This is a genomic window from Streptosporangium sp. CA-115845 (assembly GCF_050943795.1).
Lineage (GTDB): Bacteria > Actinomycetota > Actinomycetes > Streptosporangiales > Streptosporangiaceae > Streptosporangium.
In genome coordinates this window covers 2,034,191-2,054,921 of sequence record NZ_CP191988.1, presented here as the reverse complement: position 1 = coordinate 2,054,921, position 20,731 = coordinate 2,034,191, and the positions used below count along the sequence as shown (strand labels likewise).

Genomic DNA, 20,731 nt, shown 5'->3' with positions numbered 1-20,731 from the left:
GTATCGACGACCATCCTCAGGGGTGTCGATACCTTTAAGCGGTGACTTAAAGGTATCGACACCCCTGGATCACCTGACGATACTTCCCACGCAAAGCGTCTTGTATTCAGCTCGGAAACTTGCCGAGCCATTCACGAAGAACCGCGGCCGGCACAGTCTTGTTTCTCCCTGTGCGCCTCACCGAAAACGACTGTCATGAACGGCTCTTTTCCTCTCGTGGGCGCAGGTTTCCTTCTTTAATCAATGGACGTGTTTCGCTCACTTGGCTGAGTAGGTGGTCATGGTTTGCTCGAAGCAGAGGACCGGTCTCGCACGGCGGCTCTCCACCGCTGTGGTCTGGGTCGGGGTCGCGTCACTGACGGCGACGATGGCGGTCGCGGATCCGGCCGTCGCACGTCAGGAAGAGCGCGAAGCGGTGGCACCGCCTCGCCCCTCTCCGGGGGCGGCGGTCAGCGGAGCCACCTCGGTGCCGTCCGGGTTCGTCACACCCCGGGATCAGGCCAAGGCGACGTTCGTCGCCGACAAGACCGCGTGGCCGGCCGCGGCGACGGCGGCCATCACGCTCGCACCGCCGGCCGCCGGTACGCGACAGAACCAGAAGTACCGTGCGCCAGGCGTCCCGCTCTGGGCACAGGCGGTCGGCGCGGAGAGACAGTCCGCCGGCTCGGCACGCCTTGACGTGCGGGTCCTCGACCGGTCCACCGCGAAGACAGCCGGGATCAACGGTGTGCTCTTCTCGGTCGCCCCGGGCGCGCCGGTGGGAAGCGCGACAGGCGGCGCCGTGCGGGTGGGCCTGGACTACGGCGGGTTCGCCCAGGCGTTCGGCGGGAACTACGGGTCGCGCCTGCGGCTCGTGCGCCTGCCCGCCTGCGTGCTGACCACTCCTGAGGACCCGAAGTGTCAGAAGGCCGAACCGCTGGATTCCGCCAATGACGGCGCGAGCCAGAGCGTCTCCGCGCGAGTCGGCCTCGACGCGACGGACACCGCCGGTGGCGCCGTGGTGCTGGCCGCGGTGGCGGACGCGGGAGAGGAGGGGGGCAAGGGCGGCACGTACGCGGCCACCGACCTCAAGCCGTCCGGTTCGTGGGCCGGAGGCGGTAACACGGGCTCGTTCAGGTACTCCTACCCGATCACGGTACCGCCGGCGACCTCCAAGCTCGTGCCCGAGGCGGCGCTGTCCTATGACTCGGGCAGCGTGGACGGGCAGACCTCGTCCACCGCGGCGCAGGCGTCGTGGGCCGGGGACGGGTGGGGCACACCGCAGTCGTTCATCGAGCAGACCTTCGTGTCGTGCAAGGACAATCCCGGAGGTAAGCCGTCACCGGTGGCCACGTCCGACCGGTGCTACGGCGGGCCGCTCCTCACCATGTCGCTGAACGGGGCGTCCTCCTCGCTGGTCTGGAATGCCACCAAGAAGGTGTGGAAGCCGACGCACGACGACGGCTCGGTCGTGACGCGGATCTCCAACTCGAACAATGGAAGCGGCACCTACAACACCGACTACTGGCAGGTCGTCCTGCGCGACGGCACGGTGTACGAGTTCGGGCGCAACCACCTGCCGGGCTGGTCGTCGGGCAAGGCCGCGACGAACTCGGTGGATCACATCCCGGTGTACTCGCCGCACTCCGGCGACCCCTGTTACAACTCGTCGGGCTTCTCCTCCTCGGTGTGCACGATGGCCTACCGGTGGAACCTCGACTACGTCAAGGACGTCCACGGCAACGCGATGGCCTACTACTACAAGCAGGACGTCAACTACTACGGCCGTAACAAGGGCGCGACGGATGTCGCCTACATCCGTGACAGCCACCTCGATCACATCGACTACGGCTTCACCGACGGCGGCGCCTACCGGACGCCTCCCAACCGGATCGTGTTCGGCACAGGTGACCGCTGCCTGTCCGGCTCCTGCCAGCCGCTCAACGATTCGACCAAGGCCAACTGGCCCGACGTGCCCTACGACCTTGTCTGTGGCCAGGGGAAGAACTGTGAGGCGTGGGGCCCATCCTTCTTCTCCACAGTCCGGCTCACCTCGATCAGCACACAGCAGTACTCCACGGCCACGTCGCAGTACGCGCAGGTCGACTCCTACGCGCTGAGCCACACCGTCCCGCCCACCGGTGACGGCAACTCCCCGACGTTGTGGCTGGCCTCGATCACACGCACCGGTCACGACACCGGCGCGGGCGGATCCAGCGCACCGATCGCGCTGCCCTCGGTCTCCTTTTCCTCGATCAAGCTGCAGAACCGGGTCGACGCGCTGTCGGACGGTCTGAACCCGTTCTACCGGCACCGGATCGAGACGATCACAACCGAGACCGGTTCGCAGATCACCGCCGAATACGAGCGTCCGGTGCCCTGCACCGCCCCGGTGACCCTGAATCCGGCGACGAACACGTCATCGTGTTATCCGGTGCACTGGACCCCGGACGGCTACACCGCTCCGATCCGGGACTGGTTCAACAAGTACGCCGTCACCCGGGTAGTCGTCACCGACCCCACCGGTGGCGCGCCGGCCTCCACGACCGGCTACCGGTACCAGAACGGCGCCGCATGGCACTACGACGACAACGAGGTGGTCAAGGCCAAGTACCGCGGCTACGGGCAGTTCCGCGGGTACGGGAAGGTGCAGACCTTTGTCGGCGACGGTGTGAACGACCCACGGACGCTGACGGAGAGCACCTACTACCGCGGCATGTCGAAGAACAACAACAGCACGGTGGTCAACCTCACCGACTCCGCCGGCGGCGTCCACGAGGATGTCAACGAGCTGGCGGGCAGCGAGCTGGAGACCACGTCGTACCGGGGTGAGGGCGGGGCGGTCGACAACTCCACCATCACCTCGTACTGGGTGTCATCACCCACCGCGACACGTACCCGTACCGGCCTGCCCGCGCTGACGGCGAACTGGGTGGCACCGGTGAAGACCTACACCCGGCAGGCGGTCACCGGCGGCGAGACGACGACGTGGCGGCTGACGGAGACCGACCACTCCTACGACGCGAACCTCGACAGCGCCACCGTCGGCCTGCTCAAGCACACCTACACCCACACCGTGCCCGCCGAACCCGCCTACGACCAGTGCACGACCTACACCTACGCACCGGTCAACACCACCAAGAACCTGGTCGGCCTGATCAGCGAGCAGGAGACGGTCTCGGTGGCCTGCGGTGGTTTCACCCAGGGGACGCCGGCCTCGGTGCCCGGGAGCGTCAACACGCTGACGGCCCCGGCGAACGTCGACCGCCCGGAGAAAGTGGTGTCGAACGAGCGGTCGTACTATGACGATCCCACCTTCTCCACGACGTTCCCGCAGACCACCGCGCCCAGCAAGGGTGATGTCACGATGACGCGGCGGGCCTCGGGCTGGACATCCGGCTCCTTCGGCTACCAGACCGGCGACCGATCCGTCTATGACTCCTACGGCCGGGTGACCACGAGCTACGCGGGCGAGGACGACGAGGCCAAGACCGTCACCGCCTACACGATGAACAGCGTCGGCCTGACAACCGGCCTGACGGTCACGAACCCGCTCGGCCATGTCACCTCGACGGTCGTGAACCCGGTACGCGGGCAGAAGCAGGCCACCACCGACCCCAACGGGGTGGTCACCAACCTGCGATACGACGCGCTCGGCCGCGGCGTCGCGGTGTGGCTGCGTTCCCGCCCGCTGAGTTCACCGGCGAACTACAAGTTCGGCTACTCGGTATCGAAGACCGGGATCAACGCCACCACCACCCAGGAGCTCACCGAATCGCAGAGCTACCGGACCTCCACCATCATCTACGACAGCCTGCTGCGTACCCGCCAGAACCAGTCCATGACCCCGCAGGGCGGGCGAATGGTGACCGATACCTTCTATGACAGCCGTGGCTGGGTCCGTGCCACGTACAACGGCTGGTGGGATGCGACCACCACGCCGAACACCACCCTGGTGTCCGCCCCCGACCTCAGAACGGTGGTGACCGATCAAAATCTCTACACCTACGACGGGCTGGGCAGGACGATCATCGACGCCCGCGCCTCCAGGGGGGTGGTGATCTCCAGCACCACGACGGTGTACAGCGGTGACCGCACCACCGTCATCCCACCGACCGGCGGCGTGGCCAAGACGACCGTGATCGACCCGCTGGGCCGCACCTCCCGGGTGCTGGAGTACACCGCGCCTCCCACACTGCGCACCCCCGAGAACACCTTCACCGAGATCTTCGGCGTAACCGGCGGCGAGACGACGTCCAGCGCCTACGGATACGACGGACACGGCAACCAGGCGACCGTCACCGACGCGGGGTCCAACACCTGGGCCTCCACCTACGACCTGCTCGGCCAGGTGGTGAAGAAGTCGGACCCCGACGCCGGCACCAGCACCATGAAGTACGACGACGGCCATCTCGTCGAGGTCACCGACTCGCGGGGCAAGACGGTCTCCTACACCTACGACAGGCTCGGCCGCAGAACCGGCTCCTACGCCGCGCCGGTCGGCTCGCAGTCCGCGTCCAACCGGCTGTCCTCGATGGTGTACGACAACACCGACGGCGCCGTATCCGGCATGTCCCACCCGATCGGGCGGCTGACCACCTCCACCGCCTACTGGGAGGGTGCCGCCTACACCAGGCAGATGAAGGGTTTCGACGTCTTCGGCAACTCCCTCGGCGAGACGATCGTCATCCCGTCGGGGGAAGGGCCGCTGGCCGGTTCCTACGACGTCGCGCGGATCTACACCCCCAACTCCGGCATGCCCTCCAAGGTCACCTACCGCGGCCAGGGCGGGCTCCCCGCGGAGACCCTGGTGTACGGGTACACCGGTCAGCTGGACCTGCCCAAGAACCTTGGCGGCAGCCTCGCCGGCTACGTACAGAACCTCAGCTATGACGCGTGGGGCCGGGTCAACCAGCAGACCATCGGCGGCTCCGCCGGCCTCGCGTACGTGACGAGGACCTTCGACACGCACACCGGCCGGCTCGCCGAACAGCGCCTCACCCGCGCGACGGGTACGCCGAGTGAGGTCGACAAGCAGGTCTACGACTACGACCTCGCCGGGAACGTCACCCGGCAGGTCAGCGCCCGCTGGGGCTCCTCGGCCACCTCGGAGACCCAGTGCTACGGCTATGACGCCCTGGCCCGTCTCACCAAGGCGTGGACCGCGACCGACGGCTGCTCGTCCACGCCGACGGCCAACGCTCACGGCATGGTCGGCGACAACCTCGGCGAGGCCAGTGCCTACTGGATCGAATGGGAGATCGACCCGCTCGGCAACCAGACCAAGCAGATCCAGCACGACCCCTCCGGCGGCCCCGACACGACCACCACCCACACCTACGGCGGCAGCGGCGGAGCACAGCCCCACATCCTCACCGGCACCAGCACCACCGGAGGCGCCACCGCTCGGACCTCCTACTCCTACGACAGCGCCGGCAACATGACCCGCCGCAGTGCCGGCCAGGGTGAACAGACCCTTGTCCGCAACGAGGCGAGCCAGCTCGTGTCCGTCACCGGTAGCACCTCCGGCGACAGCACCTTCGTCTACGACGCGGACGGCAACCTGCTCCTGCAGAAGGATCCAGGCGCCACCACCCTGTACCTCCCGCACCAGCAGCACACCCTCGACACCACCACCCGCACCGTCAGCGGGATCCGGCACTACCCGCTGCCCGGCGGCGGTAACGCCATCCGCACCGGCGGCGGCAACGCCTACGGCTTCGCCGTCGACGACCGTCACGGCACGCCGGTCCTCTATCTCAACAGCACCGCCCAGACGCCCCTCTGGCGCCAGTACACCCCCTACGGGGCGCCCCGCGGCACCGCCGGCTCCTACCCTGACAACCGAGGCTTTCTCAACAAACCGATGAACGAGGCGACCGGACTCACCAGGGTGGGAGCCCGTGACTACGATCCCTCGATCGGCCGGTTCGTCTCGCTCGACCCGATCCAGGACACCTCCCAACCTCAGCAGTGGAACGGCTATTCCTATGCCAACAACTCACCGGTCACGCTGAGCGACCCCACCGGCCTGATCCCTGCCGACTGCAGGGAGTTCGACTGCTACGGATACTCTCCCAAAACCGGCTGCCCGCACGGCTGCGGCTCCGTCAAGAACATCAAGTGGGGCAAGCGAAACAATAAGTCGACGACAAAATCCCGGAGGTATTCCGGCACGGCGAAAAAGCCGGTCAGGCCCAGGCCGCTGGGTCCGGTGGCTCCCGGCGTGACATGCGACCCGTCCGCCTGGCAATGCCCTGGCGACCGCATCGCCGCGGCCAGGCCGAGACCCTTGGGGCCGGTGGCTCCGGGCGTGAAGTGCGACCCGTCCGCCTGGCAGTGCCCGACAACCCCGGCTCCAGGAAAGACAGAAAAAGAGCCCCTCGAATTGGCGAGGCCCACGCCACCTATCATCGACATCGGACTCGGTTGCGATATCGACGCCATGTGCTGGTTCAATTGGTACTACGAGAGAAGCGAAACGTTCCGGAAAGCGGTCTATGGCGCCGCGGTCGTGGGAACGACTGTTTACGTTATCGCCAAAGTTCAACACAGCATTTACTGCGATATGGATCCACGCGCCAAGCTGCTATATGGTGCCATGACTCTTATTCCCTCAGGCGGCGAAACTGGCGTAGCGCTACTTGCGATGGAAGCGACGTGTGCATTCAGATGAGTCGAGCTTGAATCGCGACGTGGCGCCAGGCGGTCACGCCCAAGGCACCACCGGCTGAACACCGGTGGTTCCCCGACGGGGAGCTGAACACCTGCCACAACGCGCTGGACCGGCACGTCGAGGCGGTGGTCAGCGGAGCCACTTCGGTGCCGTCCAGGTTCGTCACGACCCGGGATCAGGCCAAGGCGACGTTCGTCGCCGACAAGACCGCGTGGCCGGCCGCGGCGACGGCGGCCATCACGCTCGCGCCGCCGGCCGCCGGTACGCGACAGAACCAGAAGTACCGTGCGCCAGGCGTCCCGCTCTGGGCACAGGCGGTCGGCACGGAGAGACAGTCCGCCGGCTCGGCACACCTTCAATGCCACAGCACCTCAGCCATTAAGCGGGGTATGGCGTGGCGGTGACGCCCTTGTTGCCGGGCCGGCGGCGCCGCGGCAACCGGCCGATCGTTCGGTCGCTCGAATCCCGTACGACCAACTCCGGATCGAAGACAACCTGGCGGTGCTGGTGGCTGCTGTCCTCGGTCACCTCCTCGATGAGCAGCTCCGCCGCGGTCCGGCCGAGTAACTGCCGGGGCTGGCGGACCGAGGTGAGCGGCACCGCGGCGGCGGCCGCGAAGTCGATGTCGTCGTAGCCGACGATCGCGAACTCCTTCGGAATCCGCACACCCCGGCGGGTCATCTCCTGAAGCACGCCGAGAGCGAGCAGGTCGTTGGCGCAGAAAACGGCGGTCGGTCTGGGCCTCGTTCCGAGAAGGCGTGCGGCCGCGTCCCGGCCGGCGGCGACATTGAGCGCGCTGCTCTCGACGGTGCGCAGCTCGCCGGCGTCCTGGCCTGCTGCCCGCATCGCCTGGACGGCGCCCTGGTGTCGATCCTGGACCTGGCGGATGGTGAACGGTCCGCCGACGAACGCGAGGTACTCGTGTCCTTGTGAGAGTAGGTGCCCGATGGCAAGCTCGCCACCGAGCACGTCGTTCACGGCGACCGAGCACTGCGTGTCGTCGGTCGCCATGCGGTCGAGCAGCACGATCGGGGTTCCGCGCCTACGCACGTGTTCCAACCGATCGTTGATCGCGGTGACCGGAGTGATCAGGATTCCCTGCACCCGTTGCTCTTCCAGCAGGTCGAGGTAACGAGACTCCTTGGCGGGGTCGTCGTCACTGTTGCAGAGGATGACCGCGAGACCCGCGTCGCTGGCGGCGTCCTCCACACCTCGCGCGACATCGGTGAAGAACGGATTGGCCACATCGAGGACGACCAGCCCGACGGTGCGGCTGTGGCCGACGCGCAGGTGCCGTGCCGACTCGTTACGGACGAAACCGAGGTCGCGGATCGCGTCGAGGACCCGCCGACGGGTCGATTCGGCGACGATGTCGGGGCGGTTGAGAACGTTGGAGACCGTGCCGACGGACACGCCGGCCTTGCTGGCAACGTCGCGGATGCTCACCGGGGGTCGGCTCACGTCTCCCTCATCTCGTCTGTGCCTGCCGATATCTGGGCCTGCCACTACGGTCCGGCCCCCTTATTGAGTCAGATTCGCCTGTCAGGCGGCGCCCATGTTTCCGGCCGTTATCAGACCGATGACGATATGACTCTTGACGCGGGCTGGAGGTCAGACCTAACTTCGCAGTCTAGTTGACCTTGAAACGATTCAAAACATCCGAAGTTGATACTTGGAGCCCGCCCAAATGAGCCCTACAGTCGACACCGCCACGACGCGCGTCCTGGAGGTTACCGGCCTCACGGTCGAGTTTCCTGGGGTTCGCGCGCTCGACGGCGTCGATCTCGATGTGCAGGCCGGTGAGGTGCACGCCCTGATCGGGGAGAACGGTGCCGGCAAGTCGACCTTGCTGAAGGTACTCGGCGGCGTCCACAGCCCCAGCGCCGGTACGGTCCTGCTGCACGGCAAGGCATACGCGCCACGCCGGCCCAGCGATGCGCTCGCCCACGGCATCGCCGTGATCTATCAGGAGTTCACCCTCTTTCCCGCCCTGACGGTCGCCGAGAACGTTTACGCCGGACGCGAGCCGCACTCCCGGTGGTCCCGCGGCATCCGCTACGGCGAGATGCGTGCCGGCTGCCGAGAGCTGTTCAACATTCTGGGCGTCGACATCGACCCTGACGCGCAGGTCGCCGATCTCAGCGTCTCCGAGCAGCAGCTCGTCGAGATCGCCAAGGCCCTCGGCACCAACGGCCGAGTCATCGTCATGGACGAGCCGACCGCGGCGCTGTCCAACGAGGAAGTCGAGCGGTTGCTCGATGTGGTCCGCCGGCTCCGCGACGAGGGCCGCTCGGTGGTCTACGTGAGTCATCGTCTCGAGGAGGTCTTCGCGGTTGCCGACCGCGCGACCGTGCTGCGCGACGGCCGCCTCGTCCGCACGCTCGACATCGCCGACACCGACGAGGACGAGTTGGTCCGGCTCATGGTCGGGCGCGACGTCGGCGCTGTCTTCCACCGCGAGGCAGTCGCCGAGGGCAAGGTCGCCCTGCGCCTCGTCGGAGTGAGCGCCGGCCGACTCCTGCGCGACGTCGACCTCGACGTCCGCGCGGGCGAGATCGTCGGCATCGGGGGTGTGGCGGGTGCCGGTCAGGCCGAACTCACACAGGCGGTCTTCGGCGCACTGCCGCTGCGCGCGGGGCACATGGAGCTCGACGGCCGGCGCTACGCCCCGGCGACGCCGGCCGACGCGCTCGCCGCGGGTGTCGGCTTCCTGCACGAAGACCGCAAGCGTGCGGGCATCCTGCCCGACCTGTCGATCCGCCAGAACCTCACGGTGACCGTGCTGGAGCGGCTGCGCCACGGGTTGGCCCGCCTGCTCTCCCGGCGTGCCGAGGAGCGCACCTATGCCGAGTACGCCGGCCGGTTGCGCGTACGGGCCACCGGTCCTGAGCAGCTCATCAGCGAGCTCTCCGGTGGCAACCAGCAGAAGGTGCTGCTCGGCCGGGCGCTCGCGCCAGGGGGGCGGGTCCTGGTCCTCAACGAGCCGACCCGTGGCGTCGACATCGGCGCCAAGGCCGAGATCCACGCGCTCGTCAACGAACTCACCGCCGCCGGTGCGGCGGTCCTCATGGTGAGCAGTGACCTGCCGGAACTGCTCGGCGCGAGCGATCGGATCGTCGTGCTCTCCAGAGGTCGCGTGGTCGGCGTCCTGGAGGGAGAAGACCGCACCGAGGAGAACGTAATCGCCTGCGCGACCACCGGTCGCCGGATCGGAGTCGCCGCATGACCGCTGCCGCCCCGACGCGAGGCCCCCGCACAGCCGACCTATGGGTCCGCATCAGCCGGGCGATCGAGAGGGCACCGCTGGCGGTACCGCTCGTCCTGCTCGCTGTCGTGCTCACGGTCGTGACCGATCGGTTCCTCAGCGTCGACAACCTCACCAACGTCATCGTCGCCGCCGGGATCGTCGCGATCCCGGGGCTGGCGATGACGCTGTGCATCGCGATGGGAGAGTTCGACCTGTCGGTCGGCTCCACCGTGTCTCTGACCGGAGCGGTCGCGTGCACCTGGATCGTGGGTGGGCACCCCGCCGGTGTCGCCATGCTGATCGGCCTGCTCGTCGGCGCGGCGGTCGGGCTGTTCAACGGCCTCGTCGTGACGAAGCTTGGGGTGACCCCGTTCATCGCCACCATGGCGATGCTGGTCATCGTCCGCGGCGTCTCACTTGCCTACACCGGCGGCCGGGACGCCATCGTCAGTTCGCCCACCCTGAAGTTTCTCGCCGCCGGACGCGTCTTCGGCGTCCCGATGCCGGTAGTGCTCGCCGTAGCGGCGGCGCTCGCCGCATGGTGGGTGGTCAACCGCACCCGCTTCGGGCGGTCGGTCTGCGCGATCGGCTCGAACCGTGAGGCCGCGCGCATGTCCGGTCTCCCCGTCGACCGCGTACGGACCGCCGTCTACGTCATTGTCGGCGCCGCGGGGGGAGTTTGGGGCCTGCTCATCTCGAGCCAGCTGCAGAAGGGCTCAGGGCAGCTCGGGCTCGGCTTCGAACTCGACGCGATCACGGTCGTGGTGATCGGCGGCACCAGCCTGCTCGGCGGCCGAGCGTCGGTCATCGGCACACTGCTCGGGGCATTGCTCATCGAGACGATCCGCAACGGTCTCAACCTGCTCAACACCCCGCCCGCCTACCAGCGCATCAGCATCGGACTGCTGCTTGTCGTCGCCCTGACGATCCAGGCCATGCGGCGCAACACCCCCCGCGGAGGCCCTCGATGACATCCGACCTCGCCCTGCCGCCGGCGCCCGACGCCCAGACGCCCGCCCCGGCCACGAGGACCCGGCGCCGCTGGGCCCGGCAGCACAGCATCGGCGCGCTCTGGGAGACCTGGGGCATCACCGCGGTCCTCTTCCTCCTGCTCGCCGTCTCGCCGCTGCTGTCGTCGGACTTCCTCACCGTCGCCAATCTCCAGTCGGTGTTGCGCGAAAGCGCCTACCTGGGGATCGTCGCCGCGGCGATGACCCTCGCCGTGATGAACGGCACCTTCGATCTGTCGGTCGGTGGGCAACTCGCGCTGGTCTCGGTGACGACCTTGATGGGCTACGCGGCCGGCGGCACCTGGCTGGCGCTAACAGTCGCGGTGGTCACCGGCGTGGCGTGCGGCGCGGTGAACGGCACGCTGGTCACGGTACTGCGGGTGCCGCCGTTCGTCGCCACGCTCGGGATGCTCTTCGTCTTCCGCGGCATCGCCTACGTCCTCACCCAGGACGGTCCCAAGACGTTGCCCTACAGCGAGATCGGCTCGCCATTCGTGAAGATCGGCGGGCTGAATATCGCCGGTATCCCGTTGCCATTCCTCATCATGGTGGTCTTCTACGGCGCGATCTGGGTGCTTCTGCGGCGTACGGCAACGGGGCGCCGGATCGTGGCTTTCGGTTCTTCCCCGGAGGCGGCACGATTCTGCGGCATCTCGGTGAACCGCATCCGGATGCTCATCTTCGCCGTCATAGGATTCAGCGTCGCCATCGGGGCACTGACCTACATCAGCCGGGTGTGGACGGCCGACGGTTCGGCCCAGGACGGGTTCGAGCTCCGTGTCATCGCCGCTGTCGTCCTCGGAGGCAGCAGCCTCAAGGGCGGCAAGGGCACACTGATCGGCACGTTCTCCGCGGTGCTGCTGGTCGGCGTCCTCAACGACCTACTGGTCAGCGGCGGTGTCGACGCCTCCTACCAGCGGGTGGTGCTCGGCTGCGTACTCATCACCGCACTTGCCATCGACGGACTGCGCGGCCAGTTCGCCATGCCCGGTTCGTTCGCCCGATTGCTGCCATTCCGACGCCGGAAGGCGCCCGCCGCCTGACCGAGCCACCTCCGGATCGGAAGGCCACCGACAACCGATTGAAACGTCTCATTTCCTACTACCCACCGACCACGACGCCGATTGATCCACCTCCTGAGGAGCAACCATGAAACGCACCACCATATCCACACTGGCCATTGCCGGCGCGCTCGCCCTTGGCCTGAGCGCGTGTTCGGACTCCACCACGGCCGAGGGCGGCAAGCCGTCCGGCAACGCGAACGGCGACGTCACCATCGGCTTCTCCGTGTACGACATGCAGTACGAGTTCTTCCAGAAGATGGAGAAGGGCACCCGCGAGGCCGTCGAGGCAAAGGGGTGGAAGTTCAAGCTCCACGACGAGAAGAGCGACGAGAACGAGATGGTGACCGGCGCCCAGGCGCTGCTCGACCAGGGTGTCGACGTCCTCATCATCAGCCCGTTCAAGCCTGACGCACTCGGTCCGATCGTCGCGAAGGCCAAGCAGAAGAACATTCCGGTGATCATCGACGACATCGGCGGGGGCGGCACCCCCTACGACGCCATCGTGATCTCCGACAACGCGGACGGCGGTAAGCAGGCCGCGGACTACATGGCCCAGCAGATCACCGCCAATGGCACCAAGAGCAAGAAGGTCGTCTCGATCACGTGTGAGCCGTCGGCCGTCTACGCGGCCCGGCGTAACCAGGCCTTCGTGCAGCAGATCAAGGACAAGGGCTACCAGGTGGTCACCGAACTCTCCGGCAACTCCAAGGCGGAAGAGGCGTACAAGATCATGAAGGACGCCCTTGCCAAGGATCCTGACGTCGCCGGCGTCTTCGCCTGCAACGACCCGATGGGCGTCGCCGCGGCCAACGCGATCAAGGACGCCGACAAGGATCCGGCCAAGGACATCGTGACCATTGGCTTCAACGCCGACCCGGAGGCGATCACCGCGATCGGCAATGGCGGACTGTCGGCCACGGTCGCCCAGGACCCGGCGGGCATGGGCGCGAAGACCGTGGAACTCGCGGCGCAGACCCTCAACGGCGAGAAGCTGACGTACGACGACGAGAGCGCGCGCGAGGTCTTCCAGAAGATCACCCTCGTGACGAAGGACAACGTGGCGCAGTTCGCGGGCTGAGCCGGCGGTGTGTCATCCCCGGGCGGCCCCAATGCGACGTTCCTCATCGGAAGCACAGATCCACACCGGCCCGTAAGCCAGGGAAGGCCACCCTGACAGCCTCAGGTTCTCGGCCGCGCGTCGCGCCCTCCTTCGCGGAACAGAGCACTGACCGCCGGCGCCCCGGGGAGGGCACTCCGGAACACATGCACCATCTCGCCCCTGCCGCCCTGACCTCACCCCAGGACGCCGCGGCGCCATACGGCAGCACCGTCAACCTGTCAACCCCCATCACTCCCAGATAGGGCCCGCATGAACAACTTGATCGTCCGCGACGACCATCACCGGCAGGCCCGCGTGAATGCCTGCGCCGTCGACGGCCTGGCAGGCAGCCCCTACGACTGGCCGGCCACCACCACGGGGTCGCTCGGCCTGGCCACGACGCCGTGGCCGGCGGACTTCGGCAACGATCACGCCGACCGGGCCGACGCCCTGGTGAGCTACGAGGAGCGACCGTGAACAGGCGGCGAACGCTTCTCCTCAGCCTGGTCGCCACCCTGGCGGTCCTGGTCGGCACCGCCCCACCTGCCGCGGCCGGCTCGCCGCAACCGGTGACGACCATCGTGAACGGTGACGCCTCCGGGTCCACGATCCGGTTCGCCACGGACGGGGACGCGGTCGACGCGCACGACGGCGAGATCCGCCGCTTCGGCAACCGTTACTACCTCTACGGCACCAGCTACGGCTGCGGCTACGAGTGGAATCGTCCCGGCACGCCGTTCTGCGGTTTCCGGTCCTACAGCTCCACGGATCTGGTGAACTGGCGCAACGAGGGCCTCCTCTTCGACGGCTCGACCGCGCAGTGGCAGCAGCGCTGCAGCGGCGACACCTACGGTTGCTACCGCCCGCACGTCGCGTACAACGAGGCGACCCGTAAGTACGTCCTCTGGATCAACTCCTACGACATCGGCGTCGGCTTCCACGTCTTCACCTCCGACCAGCCGACCGGCCCGTTCGTCGAGCAGCGATTCCCGACGCTCGCCGTGACCGCCGGCGTCCCGGCGGGCCTGAACAACGGCGACCACGACCTGTTCGTCGACCGCGACGGCACGGCGTACCTGGTGTTCACCGACTGGCGCCGGGGCGGCGACATCGTCGTGGAGAAGCTCGACCCCGACTACCTCACCGGGACCGGCGAGCACGTCCGGCTGGGCCTCACCCGGGTCGAAGCGCCGTCGATGTTCGAGCGCGACGGTCGCTACTACCTCACGCTCTCCGACCCGAACTGCGGCTACTGCACCACCGGCACCTCCTACCTCACCGCGCCGTCCCCGCTCGGCCCCTGGACCGGCGCGCCCGTCCAGGACACCTGGCGGATCACCGACGGCGCCCTGCTCGTCGACGGCGGCGGCATCGGGTTGTCCAAGGCGGGTGCGCAGTGGACCGACTACGACCTGACCTTCACCGCCACGCCGCTGCAGACCGGCGGCCAGGGCGGCAACAGCTACGCGCAGGCCGGGTGGTTGTTCCGGGCCTCCGACCCCGGCACCGGCTACTCCTGGCTGCTCGGCAACTACCCGCACGCCGGCGCCGTGGGCGGCAACCTCACCAAGATTGTCTGGCGGAACGGTGGGATCGCGAGTGTGAAGACGGTGAAGACCCCGATGGACATCGAGGGCGGGCGGTCCTATGCCGTGCGCACCCAGGTGGCCGGTAGCACGATCCGCACCTGGGTCGACGGCGTGCTCATCGACGAGACCACCGACGCCACGTACGGCTCAGGACGGGTGGGCTTCCGAGAGAGCGGGGGCTCGGACCACGAGAGCGCACGCTTCGACGACGTCAAGGTGACCGCGCCGGACGGTACCGTGCTGCTCGCCGACGACTTCTCCGGCGACCTCGCGGCCTGGGACCGGCCCAGCCTGCCGGTCGCGGGCATCAAGATCAGTGACGACTCGTGCGGCGGACAGCCGGCCGACGTCGTCGAACTACCCGCACGTGGGGGCAAGGTCTACCTCTACCAGAGCGACCTGTGGGCGAACGGGGCGCCGAACGAGGCTCTGGCCCGGCACCACTGGGAGCCACTGCGCTTCCGGGCCGACGGGTCGATCGAGCGGCTCACCTGCGGGCGCAGCTTCGACCTGCCGCTCGCCGGGCTGAAGGTGACGTCCGGTCCGCCGCTACCCGCCGGTACCGACGTGACGACCGGCGACCTGGGCTTCCGGGCACACTCCGACGTGGCCAGGCAGATCCAGCGGGCGCAGACGTTCACCGTCGGGCGCGACGGCCGGCTGGAGCAGGTGGCCTACACCACCTTCCAGACCGGACACCCCGACAAGCCGCTGGTGGTGGAGGTCACCGAGCTGGGCGCGGATGGCCGGCCCGGCGCGGTGATCGCCCGGAGGGAGATCCCCCGGGCCGAGGTGAGCTGGTCGCCGTCGCGGGTCGTCGTCGAGGTCGGCCATGACGTGGCGAAGGGGGACCGCTTCGCGCTCGTGGTCCGTTCGGCCACCGAACGCGGGTCCTACGGCATGGTCTACAACGACGCCGACCCCTACCCCGCCGCCGGTGCTGGCCTCTACAGCAACGACGGTGGCGCGACCTGGCGCGAGGAGTCCGGCCGGGATCTGCGCATCGACACGACCGTCAGGCCGAACCGTGATCAGGACGGGGGCCGGTGATGACCGGCTAAGGCACGGATCGTGGCTGCCGGCGACCCGGTCGTCGGCAGCCACGACGTAAGAGCCACACGACGAGAGTAAATGGATCAGGAGCACGACTCAATGACTGACACAGCGACGGTTAAGGCCGCTCTGAGGGCGCAGCGGATCGAGACACCGTCGTGGGCCTTCGGCAATTCCGGCACCCGCTTCAAGGTCTTCGCTCAGGAAGGGGTGCCGCGCAACGCGTACGAGAAGGTCGACGACGCCGCGACCGTGCACCGCTTCACCGGCATCGCGCCCAGCGTCGCCCTGCACATCCCATGGGACCATGTCGACGACTACGCCGACCTGGCCAAGCACGCCGGCGACGCCGGGATCCGGCTCGGCGCGATCAACCCGAACGTCTTCCAGGACGACGACTACCGTCTCGGCAGTGTCTGCAACCCCGATCCGACAGTGCGCCGCAAAGCGCTGAACCATCTGCTGGAGTGCGTGGAGATCGGCGTTACGACCGGCTCGACGATCCTCAGCCTGTGGTTCGCCGACGGCACCAACTATCCCGGCCAGGACAGCGTCCGGGTCCGCCAGGACCGCCTCGCCGAGGCGCTGGAGGCGACCTACTCCGCGATGCCCGAGGGCATGCGGATGCTGCTGGAGTACAAGCTCTTCGAACCGTCGTTCTACACCATGGACGTTCCCGACTGGGGCACCTCGTACGCGCACTGCCTGACGCTCGGAGACCGGGCCCAGGTGCTGGTCGACACCGGCCATCACGCGCCGGGCACCAACATCGAGTTCATCGTGGCGCTCCTGCTGCGCACCGGCCGGCTCGGCGGCTTCCACTTCAACAGCCGCTTCTACGCCGACGACGACCTCATGGTCGGCGCCGCGGACCCGTTCCAGCTGTTCCGGATCATGCACGAGATCGTGCAGGCCGGCGCCCTGGACGCCGCCGCGGACGTGGCGTTCATGCTCGACCAGTGCCACAACATCGAGCCGAAGATCCTCGCGATGATCCGGTCGGTGCTCAACGTCCAGGAGGCCACGGCCAAGGCGCTGCTGGTCGACTCCGACGCGCTGCGCGCCGCCCAGGAAAACGGTGACGTCCTCGGCGCCAACGCCGTGCTCATGGACGCGTTCAACACCGACGTCCGGCCGGTCCTCGCGGAGCTGCGCGAGGAGATGGGCATCGACCCCGACCCGATCGCCGCCTACCGCCGGTCGGGTCACCACGAGCGGCTCGTCGCCGAGCGGCAGGGCGGAGGCTCGCAGGCCGGCTGGGGCGCCTGACGGTAGTCCGACGCCACCAACCAGGCAACTGCCGCAAGAAAAACCCATAGAAGGACAGATCTCCTCCGCTGACCATGCCTGAGCGGAGTCATCGAGACAAGACCAACCCCACTCGGGAGGATCACGAAATGACCATCACGAGCGAGCCGGTCGCCTCCGGCCCCACGCTGGCCCGAATCCCGCAGCGTCGAGTCAAGGTGGGGCTCGTGGCGGGCGGCCTCGGCACGTACTGGCCGCAGTTTCCCGACCTGCTGCCGCAGCTGCAGCGGTCGGCCGCCCGGGTGAGCGAGAAGATGCACGCCCTCGGCGCGGACGTCGTCGACGTCGGTTTCATCTCCGACGCGCAGGAGGGCGCGGCGGCGGCGGAGAAGCTACGGGTCGCCGGCTGCGACATCATCGTCGGCTTCCTCACCACCTACATGACCGCGACGATGCTCCTGCCGATCGCCCAGCGCAGCGACGCACCGGTGCTGCTCATCAACCTGCAGCCGACCGAGGCGATGGACCACGCGACCTTCGACACCGGACAGTGGCTGGCCTACTGCGGCGCCTGCCCACTGCCGGAAATGGCCAACACGTTCATCCGCTGCGGCATCCCGTTCCGCTCCGTCTCCGGCTACCTGGAGGACGATCGGGCCTGGGCGCGGATCGCCCGCTGGGTGAAGGCGGCCGGCGTACGAGCTGCTCTGCGGCACGGGCGGCACGGCCTGATGGGGCACCTCTACCCCGGCATGCTGGACGTCTCCACCGACCTGACCATGGTGCCGGCCAACTTCGGCGGGCACATGGAGGTTGTGGAGTTCGACGACCTGCGCGTACGGGTCAACGCCGTGACCGACGAGGAGGTGCGAGCGAAGATGGAGCAGGCGCGGGAAGTCTTCGCCGTCACCGACTCGGTGGTGGACGAGGACTTCCAGTGGGCGGCGCGCGTCTCGGTCGGGCTCGATCGACTGGTCGAGGAGTTCGAGCTGGACAGCCTCGCCTACTACCACCGGGGGTTGGAGGGCGAGCTGCACGAGCGGCTCGGCGCCGGCATGATCCTCGGGGCCTCCCTGTTGACCGCGCGGGGCATCCCGGTGGTCGGCGAGTACGAGTTGCGTACGTCTCTGGCGATGCTCGTCATGGACCGGCTCGGCGCCGGCGGGTCGTTCACCGAGCTGCAGTCCCTGAACTTCTTGGACGACGTGGTGGAGATGGGCCACGACGGCCCCGCGCACCTGGCGATCAGCGACGGCAGGCCGCTGTTGCGCGGGCTGGGCGTGTACCACGGCAAGCGGGGCTGGGGCGTGTCGGTCGAGTTCGACGTGAAGCACGGCCCGGTGACCGCCTTCGGCGTCGGGCAGACCCGCGACGGGCGATACACGTTCGTGGCTTCCGAAGGAACCGTCGCCGCCGGACCGCTGCTCCAGATCGGAAACACCACGTCGCGCGTGGACTTCGGCTGCGACCCGGGCGAGTGGACCGATGCCTGGAGCGCGAGCGGTGTGGGGCATCACTGGGCGCTCGGGACCGGGAACCGGGTGGCCGAGCTGAGGGCGGTCGCGGAGCTGCTCGACATCGAGTTCCGCGAGCTGCGGGTATGACCTGAAGGCCGACCCGCGGGGACCGGAGAGGGGCCTCGACCGGGCGCCCCTCGGGAGAGCCTGAAGGCCGACCCCCGGGGACCGGAGAGGGGCCTCGACCGGGCGCCCCCCGAAAGAGCATGATGGCCTGATGTCGTACGCTGACGCGTTTGCCCGCAGTATCACCGACCCGGAGGACTTCTGGGCCGAGGCCGCCGAGGCGGTCACCTGGAGCAGGCCCCCGCGCGAGGTGCTGGACTCCGGGGCGCCGCCCTTCTACCGGTGGTTCCCCGACGGGGAGCTGAACACCTGCCACAACGCGCTGGACCGGCACGTCGAGGCGGGCCACGGCGACCGTCTCGCGCTGATCTACGACAGCCCGGTGACCGGCACCGGCAGGCGCTACACCTACGCCGAGCTGCGCGACGAGGTCGCCGGGTTCGCCGGGGTGCTGCGCCGCCTCGGGGTGGAGCAGGGCGACCGGGTGGTGATCTACATGCCGATGGTGCCCGAGGCGGTGATCGCCATGCTGGCGTGCGCGCGGCTGGGAGCCGTGCACTCGGTGGTGTTCGGCGGGTTCGCGCCCAAGGAGCTGGCGGCCAGGATCGACGACGCGCGCCCCAAGGTGGTCGTCTCGGCCTCCTGCGGGATCGAGCCTGCCCGCGTGGTGCCGTACAAGCCGATGCTCGACGCCGCGCTCGACCTGGCCGGGCACCGGCCCGCGCAGTGCGTGATCCTCCAGCGCGAGCAGGCTCCGGCGGAACTGGTGCCTGGGCGAGACGTCGACTGGGCGAGCGCTGTGGCCGAACCCGCCGGGTGCGTGCCGGTGAAGGCGACCGACCCGCTCTACATCCTCTACACCAGCGGCACCACCGGGCTGCCGAAGGGCGTCGTACGCGACAACGGCGGGCACGCGGCGGCGCTGCTGTGGAGCATGGCCAACGTCTACGACATCGCGCCCGGCGATGTGTTCTGGGCGGCATCCGACATCGGCTGGGTGGTCGGGCACTCCTACATCGTGTACGGGCCGCTGCTGCGGGGCGCCACCACGGTGCTGTACGAGGGCAAGCCGGTCGGCACCCCCGACGCGGGCGCGTTCTGGCGGGTGATCGCCGAGCACCGGGTGAACGCGCTGTTCACCGCGCCGACCGCGTTCCGCGCGATCAGGAAGACCGACCCGGAGGCGGCCCTGCTGCGCGGCCGTGACATCTCGTCGCTGCGGACGCTCTTCCTCGCCGGGGAGCGTCTGGACCCCGACACCTACCACTGGGCGGCGGAGAAGCTCGGCGTCCCGGTCGTCGACAACTGGTGGCAGACCGAGACCGGCTGGCCCGTCGCGGCCAACCTGCGCGGCCTGGAACCCATGCCGATCAAGCCGGGCTCCCCCACCGTGCCCGTCCCCGGCTACGACGTGCGCGTGCTGCGGTCCTCGGGCGCCGAGTGCGCCCCCGGCGAGGAGGGGGCGATCTGCATCCGGCTCCCGCTCCCGCCCGGCACCCTCCCCACGCTCTGGCAGGACGACGAGCGCTATGTGAGGTCCTACCTGTCGGCCTTTCCCGGCTACTACCTGACCGGCGACGGCGGCTACCTCGACGAGGACGGCTACCTCTTCGTGATGGGCCGCACCGACGACGTGATCAACGTGGCCGGGCACCGGCTGTCGACGGGGTCCATGGAGGCGGTGCTGGCCGCGCACCCGGCGGTGGCCGAGTGCGCGGTGATCGGGGTCGCCGACGAGCTGAAGGGGCAGGTCCCGCGTGGCTTCGTGGTGCTGAAGAGCGGGGCGACGATCGAGGTCGAGACCCTGCGGGCCGAGCTGATCCTGGCCGTCCGCGAGCAGGTGGGCGCGGTGGCGGCGCTGAAACAGGTGGACGTGGTCCCGGCGCTGCCGAAGACCAGGTCGGGGAAGATCCTGCGCAAGACCATGCGCGGCATCGCCGAGGGCGCCGACGAACCCGTCCCCTCGACCATCGAGGACCCGACGGTGCTGGACGTGCTGCGACCCATCGTCGGGCGCGGCGCCACCGCCCCGGACGCCGATCCGCTCCGCTCGGGTTCCGGCGACGGCTGAGGGGCCTGCCCTGGTTCTCAGGCCGGTCCGGTTCGTTCCGGAAACGAGCCGGCCTCCTCTCCGGTGGCGAGGGGCGACCCGGCTGAGAGCGCGCTCGCTCCCGGCCGACCGC

Annotated in this window: 12 protein-coding genes; 11 read left to right on the top strand and 1 reads right to left on the bottom strand. The window is 68.5% G+C overall.

Features of this window, described 5'->3' with window-relative positions; translation table 11 throughout:
• The first annotated feature begins 280 nt into the window (after window positions 1–280).
• Entirely contained in the window at window positions 281–6,655 is a 6,375-nt protein-coding gene (locus ACQP0P_RS11690; RefSeq protein WP_433374757.1) for an RHS repeat-associated core domain-containing protein, read from the top strand.
• 11 nt (window positions 6,656–6,666) lie between these two features.
• Window positions 6,667–7,059: an acetyl-coenzyme A synthetase N-terminal domain-containing protein gene (locus tag ACQP0P_RS11685; RefSeq protein ID WP_433381827.1), complete on the top strand. Its 393-nt coding sequence runs from the start codon at window positions 6,667–6,669 to the stop codon at window positions 7,057–7,059.
• Here ACQP0P_RS11685 and ACQP0P_RS11680 read toward each other — a convergent pair.
• Window positions 7,034–8,116, bottom strand: a complete 1,083-nt coding sequence (locus ACQP0P_RS11680; RefSeq protein ID WP_433374755.1) for a LacI family DNA-binding transcriptional regulator — start codon at window positions 8,114–8,116, stop codon at window positions 7,034–7,036. The two genes, ACQP0P_RS11685 and ACQP0P_RS11680, sit on opposite strands and share 26 nt — an antisense overlap.
• 226 nt (window positions 8,117–8,342) lie before the next feature.
• On the opposite strand from ACQP0P_RS11680, the gene ACQP0P_RS11675 reads away from it, so the two are divergent.
• The 9 genes from ACQP0P_RS11675 (at window position 8,343) to ACQP0P_RS11635 (ending at window position 20,619) form a co-directional block, all read left to right on the top strand.
• On the top strand, window positions 8,343–9,881 hold the full coding sequence (locus ACQP0P_RS11675) for a sugar ABC transporter ATP-binding protein (RefSeq protein WP_433374752.1): 1,539 nt from the start codon (window positions 8,343–8,345) through the stop codon (window positions 9,879–9,881).
• Window positions 9,878–10,873: an ABC transporter permease gene (locus ACQP0P_RS11670; RefSeq protein WP_433374749.1), complete on the top strand. Its 996-nt coding sequence runs from the start codon at window positions 9,878–9,880 to the stop codon at window positions 10,871–10,873. The genes ACQP0P_RS11675 and ACQP0P_RS11670 overlap by 4 nt, the downstream gene beginning before the upstream one ends.
• Window positions 10,870–11,955, top strand: a complete 1,086-nt coding sequence (locus ACQP0P_RS11665; protein ID WP_433374746.1) for an ABC transporter permease — start codon at window positions 10,870–10,872, stop codon at window positions 11,953–11,955. Before ACQP0P_RS11670 ends, ACQP0P_RS11665 begins: the two co-directional genes overlap by 4 nt.
• Window positions 11,956–12,061: 106 nt before the next feature.
• Window positions 12,062–13,054: a substrate-binding domain-containing protein gene (locus tag ACQP0P_RS11660; RefSeq protein ID WP_433374743.1), complete on the top strand. Its 993-nt coding sequence runs from the start codon at window positions 12,062–12,064 to the stop codon at window positions 13,052–13,054.
• A 291-nt stretch (window positions 13,055–13,345) separates the two neighbouring features.
• Window positions 13,346–13,552: a hypothetical protein gene (locus tag ACQP0P_RS11655; protein WP_433374741.1), complete on the top strand. Its 207-nt coding sequence runs from the start codon at window positions 13,346–13,348 to the stop codon at window positions 13,550–13,552.
• Window positions 13,549–15,714 (top strand): family 43 glycosylhydrolase, encoded by a 2,166-nt coding sequence (locus ACQP0P_RS11650; protein ID WP_433374738.1) that lies wholly within the window; start codon window positions 13,549–13,551, stop codon window positions 15,712–15,714. The genes ACQP0P_RS11655 and ACQP0P_RS11650 overlap by 4 nt, the downstream gene beginning before the upstream one ends.
• 102 nt (window positions 15,715–15,816) lie before the next feature.
• A complete protein-coding gene (gene rhaI / locus ACQP0P_RS11645) occupies window positions 15,817–16,986 on the top strand; it encodes an L-rhamnose isomerase (protein ID WP_433374736.1) in 1,170 nt (389 codons plus the stop codon).
• Window positions 16,987–17,114: 128 nt separating this feature from the next.
• On the top strand, window positions 17,115–18,569 hold the full coding sequence (locus tag ACQP0P_RS11640) for an arabinose isomerase (protein ID WP_433374733.1): 1,455 nt from the start codon (window positions 17,115–17,117) through the stop codon (window positions 18,567–18,569).
• A 130-nt stretch (window positions 18,570–18,699) separates the two neighbouring features.
• Window positions 18,700–20,619, top strand: coding sequence for a propionyl-CoA synthetase (locus tag ACQP0P_RS11635; RefSeq protein WP_433374730.1), 1,920 nt, complete (start codon window positions 18,700–18,702; stop codon window positions 20,617–20,619).
• The last annotated feature ends 112 nt before the right edge of the window (window positions 20,620–20,731 follow it).